The sequence below is a fragment of the Curtobacterium sp. Curtsp22 genome, from assembly GCF_059492135.1.
In genome coordinates this window covers 1,087,069-1,101,561 of sequence record NZ_CP168519.1, presented here as the reverse complement: position 1 = coordinate 1,101,561, position 14,493 = coordinate 1,087,069, and the positions used below count along the sequence as shown (strand labels likewise).

Below are 14,493 nucleotides of genomic sequence, written 5' to 3'. Positions count from 1 at the left end.
GTCGTGATCAGGAGTCGGTGAGGGCTGCTGCGTAGGCCCGGACCGACCGGTGGTACCGGGGGAGCGTCGGCTCCACCGCCTCGATCGCGACCCGGAGCGCCTCGTCGTGGCGACCGGCACTGTGCAGCGCGAGTGCGAGGAACACCTTCGGCGCTGCGCCGGTCGCCGGGTGCTCGGGGGCGTCGCGGAGCATCGTGATCGCCTCGTCGACCCGGCCGAGGTTGCGGAGCGTCGAGGCGTGCTGGACGACCATCCGCGCCGCTCTCGCCGGATCCACGGTGTCGAGCCCGGCTGCCGTCGCGGCCGTGTAGTGGACGTCGGCCTCGGCTTCGTGGCCGCCGGAGTCGTTCGCCCCGCCGAGCTCGAACGCGCCCAGCGCCGGGTGGGGTGCGGCGTCGGCGAGGACCCGCATGCGGTCGATGCGCTCCTGGTCGTCGATGGTGTCGTCGGCCCAGAGTGCGGCGACGCGGGCTTCCCAGTCCTCGGTGCTCATCCTACCAGCGTACGGCCGCCCGCAGCGGCGCCGTCCTTCCATTTCGGTAGCCCGCCTCCTGCCTGCTAGCTTCGGCCGGTGGAGTACTACGACCTCGACCTCGTCACGCTCGCAGAAGAGCTCGCCGAAGACCTCGGGGAGGAGATTACCGTGCAGCTGTTCGGAAGCCGCAAGTATCCCGGGAAGACGCGTTCGGATCTCGACCTCCTTGTCGCGGGCCCGTCCGGACTCGAGGCTTTGAACGCGTTCCGGGACAGCCGACAGCATTACCAGCCACTCGACCTGTGGCTGCAGACCGGCGATTCTGCGGTGAGTGCCGTGACCGGTTCGGTGCTCCGCGTCGCCGACTTGCGTTCGCGCCCGCTCTACCCGGAGCCGGACGAAGGGTTGGCGCAAACGGTGCGTGTCCAGCGGTTCAGGAGCGACATCGACTACAAGATGAGTGTCGCTCCGCCGAGGTCGGATCCGATGCGGCAACGGCCAGCGCTCGACTTGGCGTCGAAGATCCCCGGGCTGCTCGACCCGAGTCCGTTCCATGCAGCGCAGGCGGTAGTGCAAGTGCTCGACGCGGCGGTCAACGCCGTCGACCGGATGCGCGATGACGGGAATGCTCGACGCGGAAAGGGCACGCAACTCAGGCTTCTGACTGAGTACGACTTCCAGAACCTCACGGAGCTCGTCCTTGCGCCGCTCATTCCACTCGAACGTGAGGCGTACGTGGTTCGGGAGAGCGGCAAGGACCGGACAGTTGACTTCTCGTTGGCACAGGGGAAGGTCGCCCTCGAGTTGAAGTTGGCGAAGACCTCGTCCGAGCTGAACTCAGAGCTGAAGGATGCGCACGGAGTGCTCGACGCCTACCTGAACCATCCCGGCGTGGAGGTTGCGCTCGCAGTGATCGCGATCAAGGACGGGTTCCGGATCGATCGGAACGCGATCCATTCCTGGAGCCAGAACCGCGATGCCAATCGCCGCGCGCTCGTTCGCACAATCATCGTCCCCTCGCGACTCTGTACTAGCGACGGTTGAGCTCGGGACCCCGCTTCATTTGTCCGAGACCGTCGCCCGGAACGACCGGACGAGGGGCACCCCCGGGTGCACGAGCGTCGGGGTGCGCCAGGCGAGCGCCGAGCCGATCGCGGGGTACTCGGCGGCGCGGACGAACCACGGGTCGTCGTGGTCGAGGGCCTCGAACCGGATCGTGGCGCCGACGCCCTCGAACACGGCCGACCACTCGACCCACGGCGCGACCGATCCGTGCACCGCGTCCTCGCCGCTGGCCGTCGCCGTCCGGACCGCGATGTCGGCGCACGGCGGGAAGCGCCAGGTGAAGCCGCCGTACCCGGCCCCGACCCGACCGTTGCTGCCCGGGCCGCCGAGTCGGACGACCGCGTCCCCGGGCACGCGGAACGACGACGACCACGTGAGCTCCCACCCGGTGTCGACCGCCCGCCAGGCGAGGGCGCGGTCCTCGTGCAGGGCGACGTGGTCGTCGGGATCGCGCCAGACGACCTCCTGCCGCAGGGAGGGACCGTGGTGCTCGGCGTGCACGACCGTGGCGCTGCCGTGGTCGTCGCGCCAGACGTAGCCCTCGCCGTGGACGTACGTCCGTCCGCCCCAGCAGTTCACGCCGTCGAGGTCGGGGATCGCGAACCCGACGCCGCAGTGCCAGTCGTGGTCCGGCGGGTGGTGGGCACTCACGACCGTGCCGCCGAGGGTCCGCACCGGGTGCAGGTACGGGCGGGGCGACGACGTCGGGATCGTCCCCGCGCCGTCGAGGACCGACGCGACCGGGACGCCGTCGACGACGAGCTCGTCGAGCACCTCGTCGCGGTCCGCGTGCGCCCAGGGCGCGCCGACCTCGGAGAACAGTGCGCCCTGGTCCGCCGCGCGGTCGACGACCGCCTCGACGTCCGTGACGAGCGGCCGACGCGCGGGCCCCTCGCCGTCCCACGTCACCCACGGGTGGTCGATCTGCACCGGTTCGGTCGCCCGCACGGCTTCGAGCACCTCGACGAACGCGCCGGTCGACACGAGCGGCACGAGCAGTGCGTCGCCGCGGGACCGGTGGGCGAGCAGGTTCTCGAGCAGGTCGGTGCGCCCGAGTCCGTGGGTCACCCCGTCGATCGTGACCTCGTCGGTCGTGTACCCGAGGACCGCGCTCCCGGTCGTGCCGCGGACCCGCACGCTCGGGAGGACCTCGGTCGGCCCGCACAGGGTGAGCGCCGCGGTCGCCTCGCGTCCGGTGGTCGTCGTGACCCGGACGGCCGAGGTGTCGTCGCCCTCGATCGCGTTCGCCCGGTACAGCTCCACCTCGACGCGCGCCACCTCGTCGGCTCGACGGCAGCCGACGAGCGCGAGGGCGGTCGCCACGGCGTGGGCGAGCGGGTTCGTGACGACGCCGTCGAGGACGTCGACCCCGTCCACCCTGCGGCGGCCGGCCCAGGCGGAGCGGTCCCAGTACGCCTGGTCGCGCGTCCAGGTGCCGACGGCCGCGGCGGACCGGACGGTCCCGACGAGCGACCCGTCACGGAGTGCGGGCAGCGCGTGCGACCCGAGGCTCTGGAACCCCACCTGGACCACGCGCCCGCTGCGTCGTTCGGCGTCGAGCAGGGTCGCCAGGTCCGCGCGGGTCGTGACCGGCGGCTTCTCGAGGAGGACGTCGGCGCCGCTCTCGAGCGCGGCGAGAGCGAGGGGGAGGTGCGCGGCGATCGGGGCGGCGACCACGACGACGTCGACCGGGCCGGTCGCGCGGGCCGCGGCGACGTCGTGGACGACCGGCACGCCGCCGTCCTCGTCGGCGTCGAGGGTCGGGTCGACGACGGCCGTCAGCGTGCAGACACCGAGGCCGACGAGCCGGTCGATGGTCGCCCGGTGGTGCAGGCCGTAGCCGCGCGCGCCGACGAGGACGATGCCGGGAGGCGCGGTGCGGCTCGGGTCTCCGGCCGCCGGTCGCTCCGTGGTCACGACCCCACCGACGGGGTGCCGATCACGACACGGGTCCGGCCCGGCGCGCGTCCGGTGACGTGGACGTGCGAGCCCGTCGGCCGGTCCGTCCCGCCGAGGAACGCGTAGTCCTGACCGGGCGCGTAGAACGCGGGTTGCCCGGGGCCGGAGCCGTTGCCCGGCCCGAACGTCACGGTGTCGGTGCCGACGCGGTACGAAGCGGTCCCGGTGACGAGGACGCGTTCTGCGGTGGCGGCATCGGTGCTCACACCGGAGAACGTACCCCCGTCGCGGAACGTCAGCTGGAGCGACCACGGGACGTCGGCCCCAGCGGTCTCGATGTCGAGCGTGACCGCGTCGGCCGTCAGGGCGACGTCGACCGTCGTCGTGAGCGCCACCTCGTCGGCGGTCCGGCTGCCGAACGCCATCGACGCCGAGAACCGCCCCTCGTCGCCGAGCGCGTAGTCACCGTCGGCCAGCCGGTGCTCCGGTGCGAGCGGCTGGTGGTAGCCGGCCGACACGCGTTCGGTCAGCCGGAACCGGCCGGCGCCGAGGTCCTCGAGCCTCGTCGGGCGGAACGGGCCGAGGCCGAAGAACTCCCGCGAGAGCCGGACGTCGGTGAGGACGACCGCGCCGGCGAGTACCCGCAGGAACGTCGGGCTGTTCGCCAGCCCGGAGCGGACGTGTCCTGCCGCCGGGACGTCCGAGCCGGCGAAGAGCACGACGTCGCGGTCGGCCTCGCGGACGTGGACGAGCCGTGCCGCCCGGAACGTCGAGGTGCCCAGGGGGAGCGGTGCGCCCGCCGGCAGCGGGCGCTCGAGCACCGGGTCGGTCATCGCCCGCGCCGCCACCGCACCGGGCTGCCAGGTGTCGGCGACCGCTGCCCGGGCGGCGACGGCGGCGAGGTCGGCTCGGCCGTCGAGCACCGCGACGTGCCAGAGCAGGGGTGCGAACGGTCCGATCCCGAACGGCTGCGACTGGTCCTGTCGTCGGGACTGCACGGTCTCGACGGTGTCGTCGGGCAGGAGCAGCGCGAGCGTCGCGTCGAGCGAGCGGCGCACCGGGTCGAGCAGCTCGGGCCGTCCCAGCACCGACGCCAGCACGAGGAAGGACGGGCACGAGACCGCCGCGGCGTAGTTCGGGCTGCGCTCGGACCACAGGCCGTCGGCGTCGATGTCCGGTCCCTCGGCGAGCCACTCGTCGATCCGCTCGACGAGGGCCGGGTCCGGGTGGAGCCGGTGGACGCGGGCGAGTGCGGCCGCGATCTCCCACCGGTGGTTCGGGGTGTGCACGCCACCCGTCAGCAAGGCCGGGGTCGCGCGGTGCACGATCTCGTCGAGGTCGTCGGCCAGCGCCGCGGCCGCCGGCACGGTCGCACGGTACGGCGCGAGGAGCTCGAGGGCGTCGCACACGTCGTTCACCGTGAACGCGGAGTCGGGTGGGGAGAGGACGTTGTCGCCGCCGACGAACGTGCCGCCGGGGGACTGCCTGGTGGCGAGGTGCCGGACCCAGCCGTGCGCGGTGGCGAGGTCGTCGTCGGTGGGGCGAGCCGCGCCTCCCGTCCGCTCGTTCCGGACCCACGCCCCGACCAGGGTGAGGGCGCGCGCCATGAGTTCGCGGTGCTGCAGCGTCTCCGGGGCGTCGGTGGCCTGCCGGAGCCGGGCCGCGTCGGCGTCGGCCGCGGTGCCGGCGAGGTCGAGGAAGCCCATCAGTCCTTGAGGCCCGCGTTGAGGTCCGCGCCGTTCACGTACTTCTGGAAGACCAGGTAGATGAGGACGAGCGGGATGATCGAGATCACCGACGCGCCGAGCAGGACCGTCCAGTTGACGTTCTCCGCGCCGACGATGCTCTGCAGCGCGATCTGGATCGTGAACTGGTGCGGGTCGTTGAGGACGAGCAGCGGCCAGATGTAGTCGTTCCACCGCCACTGGAACGAGAAGATCGCGAGCGTCAGCATGATCGGGCGGGAGATCGGCAGCATGATCCGCCAGAAGATGCCGAACTCGCTCGCGCCGTCGATGCGGGCGGCCTCGACGAGGTCGTCCGGCACGGTGAGGAAGAACTGCCGGAACATGAAGATGCCGGTCGCGGTGATGACCGACGGCACGATGATGCCGGCGAGTGAGTCGTACATGCCGAGGTCGCGGATCACGATGAACGTCGGCGCGAGGATGACCTCGGTCGGGAGCATCGTCGTCGCGAGGATGCAGACGAAGAAGACCTTGAGCCACCTGTTGTCGTACTTCGCCAGCGCGTACCCCGTCGCCGCGCTCGCCAGCACGGTGAGGACGGTGGTGACCAGTGCGACGATGACGGTGTTGCCGAAGTAGCGGGCGAAGTCGTAGCTCGCCCAGGCCTCCGTGAAGCCGCTGACCGACCACGTCTTCGGGAACAGGGTGAGCGGGTAGGAGAACAGCTCGCCGCCGGGCTTGAACGCGCTCAGGACGAACCAGAGCACGGGGAAGCCGAAGGCGATGATGAAGACCCAGAGCAGGGCGGTGGCGGCGATGGCCCTGGGGCGGGGCGGGCCGTCGAGGCGCTTGGTCCTGTTCGTGTTCCTGGTGGTTCCCGACGTGACGTCGGTCGCGGGTGCGCCGGAGGCGCTGGGCAGGGTGGCGGTCATCGGCGGGCCTCCGTCCGACGGTTCACGGCCAGCTGGATGAGCGCGATGGCCATGAGGATGAGCATGAGGACCATCGACGCCGCGCTCGCGTAGCCGATGTGGGCGTTCTGGAACCCGTTCGTGTAGATGTACTGCACGAGCAGGTTGTTGTCGGTGCCGGGACCGCCGCCGTTGAGTGCCTGGATCGTCGCGAACTCCTTGAAGGCGCCGAGCGACGACAGCAGGACCACGATGAACGACGTCGGTGCGATGCTCGGCAGCGTGATGTAGCGGAACTGGTGCCAGGCGCCGGCGCCGTCGAGGGACGCCGCCTCGTAGTAGGACTGCGGCACGTTCCGGATCGCGGCCACGAACAGCAGCATGTTGAAGGCGGCTCCGGCCCACGCGGTGGCGAACACCACGACGAGCAGCGACAGGTCCGCGTTCGACTGCCACGGGACGGCCTTGCCGCCGAAGGACTCGATGACGAAGTTCGCGAGCCCGAAGTTCTCGCCGAACATCCACCGCCAGATGACGCCGGTCACGATCGGCGAGATGAGCCACGGCACGAAGAAGACGATGCGGGCGACGCTCCGGCCCTTCGCCGCGGGGCTCGTGAGCATGAGCGCCATCGACAGGGAGAGCACGAAGCCGAGCGGCACCGCCACGATCGCGTAGAGGAACGTCCGGAGGAGTGCCGCGTAGAAGGTGTCGTCGGCGAACAGCTCGAAGTAGTTCTCGAGTCCGATGAACTTCGGGGCGACGACACCGTTGTAGTCGGTGAACGAGTAGCCGAGGCCGATGACCGCGGGCCACACGAAGAACACGACGAACAGCACCGCGTTGACGCTGACGAAGAGGATCGGGGCGAGGACGGGCTTGCTGACGCCGGAGCGGCGGCGCTTCGTCGTCTTCGCGGCTCCGGGCCGGCGGGGCGGCACCGGGGTGGGCACGGCGGTCTGCACGTCGCCGGCTGCGGTGGGGATGCTCACGATGATCCTCTTCGTTCGTCGCGGTGTTGCTGGTTCTTCGCGGTGTTGCTCGTTCGTCGCGGTGTTGCTCGGGGGGGACGGCGTCGGGGTCGGGTGCGTGCACCCGACCCCGGTCCGTCATCCGACGTGCTCTTCGTAGTACTTCGTGATCGTCTCGAGGGTCTTCTTGGCCGACTGCTGCCCGTTGATGAGCTTGCCGACCTCGGCGGTGGTCGGGTCGGTGCCGAGTTCCTTGCCCTCGACCGCCCACTTCGCGCTCTCCTTGGCGTAGGAGCTCGAGATCGGGTCCGCCGCGTCGATCTCCTTCTGGTAGAGCGCGAAGGAGTCCTTGGCGGCCTGCGACTCGAACGGGTAGCTGATGTCCAGTCCGGTCTCCACCGGCAGGAAGCCGTTCGTCGTCACGAGCTTGGCGTAGTTCGTCGGCTCGTACATGTAGTCGATGAACTTCTTCGCCGCGGTCCCGCGGGCGTCCGAGTTCTCGAAGCCGACGATGTTGCCGCCGTAGTTGATCTCGGTGGCGTGCGTCGGGTCGGCCGGGGTCGCGGCGCTGGCCCAGTCGAAGTCGGTGATGTTCGACGCGAAGTCCGACGACTGCCAGACGCCCGAGAAGTAGGCGACGACCTGGCCGCTCTTGAACAGGGCGTTCGGGTCCTGCCCGCTCGTCCACACCGACTTCGGCATCGTGGAGTCGTCGTTCATGTCGGCGAAGTCCTGCAGCGCCGAGACGGTCTTCGAGTCGGTCGGGAAGGAGCCGTCCTTCTCCTGCTGCATGAAGTCGGTGCCCTTGGTGAACATGTAGGCGCGCAGGCGGGACGGCGAGGAGTCGAACACCAGGTCGTACTTCGCGCCGGTCTTCGCCTTCACCTGGTCGGCGGCCTGCAGGAACTCGTCCCAGGTCCAGGCCTTCGCGGGGTCCGTCGGGTAGGCGATGCCGGCCTTGTCGAACAGCGACTTGTTCACGAACAGGCCCGCCGCGGTGACATCGGACGGGATCGAGGTGACCTTGCCGTCGTCGTCCTTCGCGATGATGTCCTTGTCGATCTTGTTCGCGTCGTCGTCCACGATCGAGGCCAGGTCGACGGTCTTGCCGGTCCAGATCGGGTCGATGCCCGCGGCTCGCACGACGTCGGGCAGCGAGTTCGCCTGCGCCGACTCGCGGAGCTTCGTCTGCAGCCCGTCGTACGGCAGGTTCACGATCTTGACCGTGACGCCGGTCTTCTTCTCGTAGTCGGTCGCGAGGTCCTGGTAGCCCTTCTCCTGCGCCGTCGACGTGGAGAGCCAGAAGGTCAGCTGGTCGACCTTGCCGCCGTCGCCGGAACCGCTGCCGGAGGCGCAGCCGCTCAGGAGCGCCAGTGCGGCGATGCCGCCGGCGAGCGCGAGCATCTTCTTGGATGACTTCATCGTCACTGCTTTCGTTCGGGACCACTGGCGTCTGCCGTGGGCGAGCGTTCGGGGTGTCTCGGCCGAGGAGACAAGGTCTACACGACGCCCGGGGATTCTGGCAAGCGCTTTCCTGCAGAATGTTTGGACATTGTGACGTGACGGCTCGATCCGTTGCCGCGGCTCCGCCCCGGCGGGCGGGAAATCGCTATCCTCGCCACAGACAGCCCTCGCCACACAGCGCGGAGCCGACGGACTGGAGGCGCGACATGCCCGAACGGAGCTCGGTCACCCTGGCCGACGTGGCTGCGCGGGCAGGCGTCTCCCTCGCGACCGCGTCGCGCGCGCTCAACGGCAGCGTGCGGAAGGTCCGGCAGGAGTCGGTCGACCGCGTCCACGCCGCGGCCCGGGAGCTCCGGTACACCGCCAACGTGCAGGCCCAGGCCGTCGCCCGCGGGACCACCACGACGCTCGCGCTCGTCGTGGGCGACATCGCCGATCCGTACTTCGCGGCCATCGCCGCCGGGGCCATCCGCGCCGCCGACGACGCCGGGCTCGTCGTCACGATCACGTCGACGGGAGGGGACCCGTCGCGCGAGGCGGCCGTCCTCGGCGTCGTCGCGGGGCTCCGGCCGCGGGCCGTGGTGCTCGCGGTGAGCCGTCGCCTCGGTGGTGGCGCCGAGCTGGCGTCGGCCGTCTCCGGGCTCGTCGCGGCCGGCGCGGGGGTCTCGGCGCTCGTGTCCGACCTCGACGGCGCCGTGGCAGGCGTGTCGGGAGTGCAACCACTCGTGATCCGGAACCTCAGCGGTGCTGCGGCGCTCGCCGGGGCCCTGGTGGAACAGGGGCACGACTCGTTCGCGGTGCTCGCCGGGGATCCGTCGCTCGCCACCGCGCACGCGCGCTACGAGGGCTTCGTCGCGGGCCTCGCCGCCCACGGGATCCGGGTGCCCGACGACGCCGTGGTGCCGTCGGAGTTCACGCGGGACGGCGGGTACCGGGCGATGGTGTCGCTGCTCGACCGGGCTGCGGCGGGCTCGGGGGCGTTGCCGCGGTGCGTGTTCGCGGTCACGGACCTCATGGCGGTGGGGGCGGTCGCGGCGATCCGGGAGCGCGGGCTCGTCCCGGGGGTGGACGTCGGGGTCGCGGGGTTCGACGACGTGCGGATGCTCGCCGACGTCGTGCCGGCGCTCAGCACGGTGCGGTTGCCCCTCGAGGAGATCGGGGAGCGGGCGGTGCGGCGGGCCCTCGGGCTCGAGGCGGACGGCGCCATCGACGGCGAGGTCGTGCTGCGCGCGAGCACGGCGCGCTAGCGGGCCCGGCCCGGGCGCGCCGGGCCCGGGCGCCCCGAGCCCGGGCGCCTCGGGCCCGGGCGCCCCGCGCCCGTCCCCGCGCCCGCGCCCATCCCCGTCGCCCGGATCGTGAGCAGAAACGGTCGGGTGCCGTGGCGCGACCCGACCATTCCTGCTCACGAAGTGGCGCGGGGTGCCCACGCCCCAGGCCCGCGCCCCGCACGCCCCGGGCCCCCGCACGCCCCCGCCCGCCCGCGCCGCACGCCCCGCTCCGAACGCACACACCCGAACACGCGCGTGCGGTCGGCACGGGCCGTGGTGTACGGTTCCGGCAAGCGCTTTCCACCACGGTGGCGAGCGGGCCACAGCGAGCAAGGGAGCACGCGTTGACCACGCGCACCATCGGCATCATCATGAACGGCGTCACCGGACGCATGGGCTACCGCCAGCACCTCGTGCGGTCGATCCTGGCCATCCGCGACGACGGCGGGCTCCCGCTCCCGGACGGCACGAGGCTGCAGGTCGAACCGATCCTCGTCGGCCGGAACGCCGCGAAGCTCGAGGAGATCACCACCCGGCACGGCCTCGCGCACTGGACGACCGACCTCGACGCCGCCCTCGCCGATCCCCGCTGGGACGTCTTCGCCGACTTCGCCGTGACGAGCGCCCGCGCCGACGCCCTGCGGAAGGCGATCGCCGCCGGCAAGGCCGTCTACACCGAGAAGCCCACGGCCGAGACCTCCGACGAGGCACTCGAGCTCGCCCGCCTCGCCGCCGACGCCGGCGTGCCGAACGGCGTCGTGCACGACAAGCTCTACCTGCCCGGCCTCCGGAAGCTCCGCCGGCTCATCGACTCCGGGTTCTTCGGCCGGATCCTCTCCGTCCGCGGCGAGTTCGGCTACTGGGTGTTCGAAGGGGACTGGCAGACCGCGCAGCGGCCGAGCTGGAACTACCGCCGCGAGGACGGCGGCGGCATCGTCGTCGACATGTTCCCGCACTGGAACTACGTCCTCGAGCAGCTGTTCGGCCGCGTGGAGTCGGTGTACGCCCGCGCGGTCACGCACATCGACGAGCGAACCGACGAGCAGGGGACCGGGTACGCGGCGACCGCGGACGACGCGGCCTACGGCGTGTTCGACCTCGCCGGCGGCATCACGGCGCAGATCAACTCGAGTTGGGCGGTCCGGGTCGACCGTGACGAGCTCGTCGAGTTCCAGGTCGACGGCACCGACGGCAGCGCCGTCGCGGGACTGTTCGGCTGCCGGATCCAGCCCCGGACGGCGACGCCGAAGCCGGTGTGGAACCCCGACCTGCGGGACGACCGCGACTACAGGGCGCAGTGGCTCGAGGTCCCCGACAACGAGGTGTTCGGCAACGGGTTCCGCGCCCAGTGGGAGGACTTCCTGCGCGACCTCGTGGCCGGCCGCCCGCACCCCTACGACCTGCTGTCCGGTGCCCGCGGCGTGGCGCTCGCGGAGGCCGGTCTGCGATCGAGCGCCGAAGGACGACGCATCGACCTGCCGGAGCTGACCCTGCCCACCGGGGCCGAGCCGCGCCTCCAGGGCGACAGCGCCGACCGCGCCGACAACGCCGAACGCACCGAACGCGCCGACAACGCCGACCGCGCCGACCGCGCCGACCGCGCCGACCGCGCCGACCGCGCCGACCGCGCCGACCGCGCCGACCGCGCCGACCGCGCCGACCGCGCCGACCGCGCCGACGACGCCGAGACCGTCGGAGCACGCGCATGACCACCCTGACCCTCCTCGCGCCCGACGGCACGACCAGCCGGGTCGACCTGCGCGAGCCAGCCGTGGCGGCCACCGCGAAGCCGACCGCCCCGCTCACCGAGCGCGTCGTGTACGCCGCCGCCCACGTCGTCCCGCGCACCGCCGCCGACAACACGCCGGGTGCACCGGCGGACCTCGACTGGGACGCCACCCTCGCGTTCCGGCACCACCTCTGGTCGTGGGGCCTCGGCGTCGCGGACGCGATGGACACCGCGCAGCGGAACATGGGGCTCGACCCGGCCGCCACGCGCGAGCTCATCACCCGCAGCGCCCGCGAGGCGCAGTCCGTCGGCGGCCGCATCGTCGTCGGCGTGAACACCGACGACCTCCCGGACCAGGTCGCCACCGAGCAGCAGGTCGTCGACGCCTGCGTCGCGCAGCTCCACCACGCCGAGGACGCCGGCGCGGGGGTCGTGCTCATGGCGAGCCGGCACCTGGCGCGCCTGGCGCAGCGCAGTGACGCACCGGCCACCGTCTACCGCCGCGTCTACCGCAGGGTCATCGAGCGCGCGAGCGCCCCCGTCGTCCTGCACTGGCTGGGGGAGGCGTTCGACCCCGCCCTCGCCGGCTACTTCGGCGGTCAGCACGGCCCCGACACCGTGCTCGACATCATGGGCGACGCCGGGTCGAAGGTCGCCGGCATCAAGATGAGCCTGCTCGACGCCCGGGCCGAGGTCGCCCTCCGCTCCCAACTGCCCGCCGGCGTCCGGATGTTCACCGGCGACGACTTCCACTACGTCGACCTCGTCGCCGGGACCGATCGGACGCACTCCGACGCCCTGCTCGGCGCGTTCGCCGCCGTGGCGCCGATCGCCTCCGCCGCCGTCCGGGCCCTCCCCGACGAGACCGCCTTCCGCGCGCTGCTCGGCCCCACCGAGGCCCTGTCCCGCCACGTCTTCAGCGCCCCGACCTGGCACTACAAGACCGGCATCGCCTTCCTCGCCTGGCTGAACGGCCACCAGGGCGCCTTCGCCATGGTCGGCGGTCAGCACGCCGGCCGCTCCCTGCCGCACCTGTCCGAGACCGTCCGGCTCGCGAACGCCTGCGGCGCGCTCGAGGACCCGTCGCTCGCGGCGTCGCGGTGGCACGACCTGCTCACCGTGTCCGGTGTGCCCGTGACGGCCAGGAGGCGCGGCTCGACCCCCGCCGACCGCCCGCTCTCCGGGGTGGTCGCGTGAGCACCCCCGTCGGCCGCGCCACGCGGACCGGGGCCGCCCCGGGCTCCGCACCCCCGCATCCGCGGCTCTCGATCAACCAGGCGACGATCAAGTACGCCTCGCTCCGGGACGCCCTCGACACCGTCCGCGCCGCCGGCGTCCAGGCGATCGGAACGTGGCGGGAGCCCGTCGCCGAGGTCGGGCTGTCCGAGGCCGTGCGGATGGTCGCCGACTCCGGCCTCCGGGTGTCCTCGCACTGCCGCGGCGGCTTCTTCACCCTCCCGGCCGGCACCGAACGGCAGCGGGCACTCGACGACAACCGGCGGGCGATCGACGAGACCGCGGCGTTGGCCGAGGCCGGCGCACCCGGTTCCCCCCCGGTGCTCGTGCTCGTCGCCGGAGGACTGCCCGAGGGGTCCCGCGACCTGATCGACGCCCGGGACCGCGTGGCCGACGCCCTCGCCGACCTCGTTCCGCACGCCCTCGATGCCGGCGTCCAGCTCGCCGTCGAGCCCCTCCACCCGATGTACGCCGCCGACCGGGCCGTCGTGTCGACCCTCGCGCAGGCCCTCGACCTCGCGGCGCCCTTCCCGGCCGCTGCCGTCGGTGTGGTCGTGGACACGTTCCACGTCTGGTGGGACCCGGCGCTCGCGGCCTCGGTGGCCCGCGCGGGCGCCGCCGGGCGGATCGCGAGCTACCAGGTGTGCGACTGGCTCACCCCGATCGCCGCCGACCCGCTGCTCTCCCGGGGTGTGATGGGGGACGGGCACATCGACTTCGGGCCGGTCACCGCTGCCGTGAGCGCCGCCGGGTACTCCGGGGACGTCGAGGTGGAGATCTTCAACCAGGCCGTGTGGGACGCCCCGGCGACGGACGTCGTCGACCGGGTGGTCCGGGCGTTCACGGCCTCGGTGCCGCTGCCCCTGCCTCGCTGAGGGGGCGGCGGCGGACCAGCACCACGCTGTCGAGCACCTCGTGCGGCGCTCCCTCGGGCGTCACCGCGGTGCGCGGTCGGAGCTCGGCGGCGACGACCTCCCACCCGTCGTCGAGCCCCAGCGCCGCGAGGTCCTCCGCCGGCGTCGGGAAGCGGTACGCCCGCATCTCCTCGGGCAGGTCCCCGTGCGGGGGCGCGGCGTGCGCCGTCACGAGCAGGTGCCCGCCGGATGCCACGAACCCGGCCGCCCGCCGCAGGATCGCCCCACGCGGGATCTCGACCGGCCACGACTGCAGGAACGACGCCGTGACGAGGTCGAACCGCGCCGCGGTGTCCCACGAGCCGAGGTCCGCCGTGACGAACGCCGTCCGCTCCTCGACCCCGGCGGTGACGGCAGCCCGGGAACCGCGGGTGACCGCCGTCACCGACAGGTCCACCCCGGTGGTCGCCCACCCCTGCCGGGCGAGCCAGACGACGTCGCCGCCCTCGCCACAGCCCAGGTCGAGCGCGCGTCCCGCGGGCAGCGACGACGCGACGTCGGCGAGCACCGCGTTCACCCGCCCCGACCAGATCCCGGGTTGCTCGGCGTAGCGGGCCTCCCACCAGCTGCGTGCGGTCGTGTCGGACGGCTCCCGGTGCGTGTGCATGCCGTCACTCCACCGCATCCCGCGCTCGACGGACAAGGAACGTTGCCGGACCGGCAACGACCCGGTGCCGCGGGGCCTGCGTCGCAGATCCCCGGGGGACAGGTCCCGATCGGCACGGCCTCGCCGATGCCCGGCTGACCGCGCGCCGGGCAGAGCGGGGTCGTCCCCCGTTCGAGGGGCACACTGCCAGGTCGGGTTCACCTCCCCGTCACACGAAGTGCCCGAGCAACCGTCACCATCGAACGATCACCGCAGCACCGTACCTG

General features: G+C 72.5%; 11 protein-coding genes and 1 pseudogene. 5 read left to right on the top strand and 7 right to left on the bottom strand.

The genetic code is table 11. The features are described from left to right. Window positions 1–7: 7 nt before the first annotated feature. The gene (locus ACEN8D_RS05180) at window positions 8–493 is read right to left on the bottom strand and encodes a tetratricopeptide repeat protein (RefSeq protein WP_229086652.1); all 486 of its coding nucleotides are present in this window, start codon (window positions 491–493) and stop codon (window positions 8–10) included. A 78-nt stretch (window positions 494–571) separates the two neighbouring features. On the opposite strand from ACEN8D_RS05180, the gene ACEN8D_RS05175 reads away from it, so the two are divergent. Continuing rightward, window positions 572–1,519: a PD-(D/E)XK nuclease domain-containing protein gene (locus tag ACEN8D_RS05175; protein WP_413399143.1), complete on the top strand. Its 948-nt coding sequence runs from the start codon at window positions 572–574 to the stop codon at window positions 1,517–1,519. A gap of 15 nt (window positions 1,520–1,534) precedes the next feature. Here the strand turns inward: ACEN8D_RS05175 and ACEN8D_RS05170 are convergent, their stop codons facing one another. From ACEN8D_RS05170 to ACEN8D_RS05150, 5 genes are all read right to left on the bottom strand, one after another. After that, window positions 1,535–3,457 carry a DUF6807 family protein gene (locus ACEN8D_RS05170; protein WP_413461565.1) on the bottom strand — a complete coding sequence of 641 codons (1,923 nt, stop codon included), beginning with the start codon at window positions 3,455–3,457 and terminating at the stop codon, window positions 1,535–1,537. Beyond that, on the bottom strand, window positions 3,454–5,145 hold the full coding sequence (locus ACEN8D_RS05165; protein ID WP_413461564.1) for a hypothetical protein: 1,692 nt from the start codon (window positions 5,143–5,145) through the stop codon (window positions 3,454–3,456). Before ACEN8D_RS05165 ends, ACEN8D_RS05170 begins: the two co-directional genes overlap by 4 nt. Then, window positions 5,145–6,059 (bottom strand): carbohydrate ABC transporter permease, encoded by a 915-nt coding sequence (locus ACEN8D_RS05160; protein ID WP_413399553.1) that lies wholly within the window; start codon window positions 6,057–6,059, stop codon window positions 5,145–5,147. The genes ACEN8D_RS05165 and ACEN8D_RS05160 overlap by 1 nt, the downstream gene beginning before the upstream one ends. Next, the gene (locus tag ACEN8D_RS05155) at window positions 6,056–7,030 is read right to left on the bottom strand and encodes a carbohydrate ABC transporter permease (RefSeq protein WP_217647206.1); all 975 of its coding nucleotides are present in this window, start codon (window positions 7,028–7,030) and stop codon (window positions 6,056–6,058) included. Before ACEN8D_RS05155 ends, ACEN8D_RS05160 begins: the two co-directional genes overlap by 4 nt. A gap of 117 nt (window positions 7,031–7,147) precedes the next feature. Beyond that, window positions 7,148–8,431, bottom strand: a complete 1,284-nt coding sequence (locus tag ACEN8D_RS05150) for an extracellular solute-binding protein (RefSeq protein WP_413399552.1) — start codon at window positions 8,429–8,431, stop codon at window positions 7,148–7,150. A gap of 248 nt (window positions 8,432–8,679) precedes the next feature. Between ACEN8D_RS05150 and ACEN8D_RS05145 the strand changes: the two genes are divergently transcribed. The 4 genes and pseudogenes from ACEN8D_RS05145 to ACEN8D_RS05130 all read left to right on the top strand — a co-directional run bounded on the left by ACEN8D_RS05145 (window position 8,680) and on the right by ACEN8D_RS05130 (window position 13,581). Further along, entirely contained in the window at window positions 8,680–9,720 is a 1,041-nt protein-coding gene (locus ACEN8D_RS05145) for a LacI family DNA-binding transcriptional regulator (RefSeq protein WP_336697953.1), read from the top strand. 392 nt (window positions 9,721–10,112) lie between these two features. Continuing rightward, window positions 10,113–11,234 (top strand): annotated as a pseudogene (locus ACEN8D_RS05140) (Gfo/Idh/MocA family protein); the annotation flags it as partial. Window positions 11,235–11,446: 212 nt separating this feature from the next. After that, a complete protein-coding gene (locus tag ACEN8D_RS05135; RefSeq protein WP_495601186.1) occupies window positions 11,447–12,667 on the top strand; it encodes a DUF993 family protein in 1,221 nt (406 codons plus the stop codon). Further along, the gene (locus ACEN8D_RS05130) at window positions 12,664–13,581 is read left to right on the top strand and encodes a sugar phosphate isomerase/epimerase family protein (protein WP_495601185.1); all 918 of its coding nucleotides are present in this window, start codon (window positions 12,664–12,666) and stop codon (window positions 13,579–13,581) included. Before ACEN8D_RS05135 ends, ACEN8D_RS05130 begins: the two co-directional genes overlap by 4 nt. Here ACEN8D_RS05130 and ACEN8D_RS05125 read toward each other — a convergent pair. Next, a complete protein-coding gene (locus tag ACEN8D_RS05125; protein WP_413399647.1) occupies window positions 13,547–14,227 on the bottom strand; it encodes a class I SAM-dependent methyltransferase in 681 nt (226 codons plus the stop codon). The genes ACEN8D_RS05130 and ACEN8D_RS05125 overlap by 35 nt on opposite strands. Window positions 14,228–14,493: the final 266 nt, after the last annotated feature.

Bases quoted from the DNA above. Each gene is read 5' to 3' on its own strand.
- ACEN8D_RS05180 (WP_229086652.1), bottom strand. From the start codon at position 493: ATGAGCACCGAGGACTGGGAAGCCCGCGTCGCCGCACTCTGGGCCGAC.
- ACEN8D_RS05165 (WP_413461564.1), bottom strand. From the start codon at position 5,145: ATGGGCTTCCTCGACCTCGCCGGCACCGCGGCCGACGCCGACGCGGCC.
- ACEN8D_RS05160 (WP_413399553.1), bottom strand. From the start codon at position 6,059: ATGACCGCCACCCTGCCCAGCGCCTCCGGCGCACCCGCGACCGACGTC.
- ACEN8D_RS05150 (WP_413399552.1), bottom strand. From the start codon at position 8,431: ATGAAGTCATCCAAGAAGATGCTCGCGCTCGCCGGCGGCATCGCCGCA.
- ACEN8D_RS05145 (WP_336697953.1), top strand. From the start codon at position 8,680: ATGCCCGAACGGAGCTCGGTCACCCTGGCCGACGTGGCTGCGCGGGCA.
- ACEN8D_RS05135 (WP_495601186.1), top strand. From the start codon at position 11,447: ATGACCACCCTGACCCTCCTCGCGCCCGACGGCACGACCAGCCGGGTC.
- ACEN8D_RS05125 (WP_413399647.1), bottom strand. From the start codon at position 14,227: ATGCACACGCACCGGGAGCCGTCCGACACGACCGCACGCAGCTGGTGG.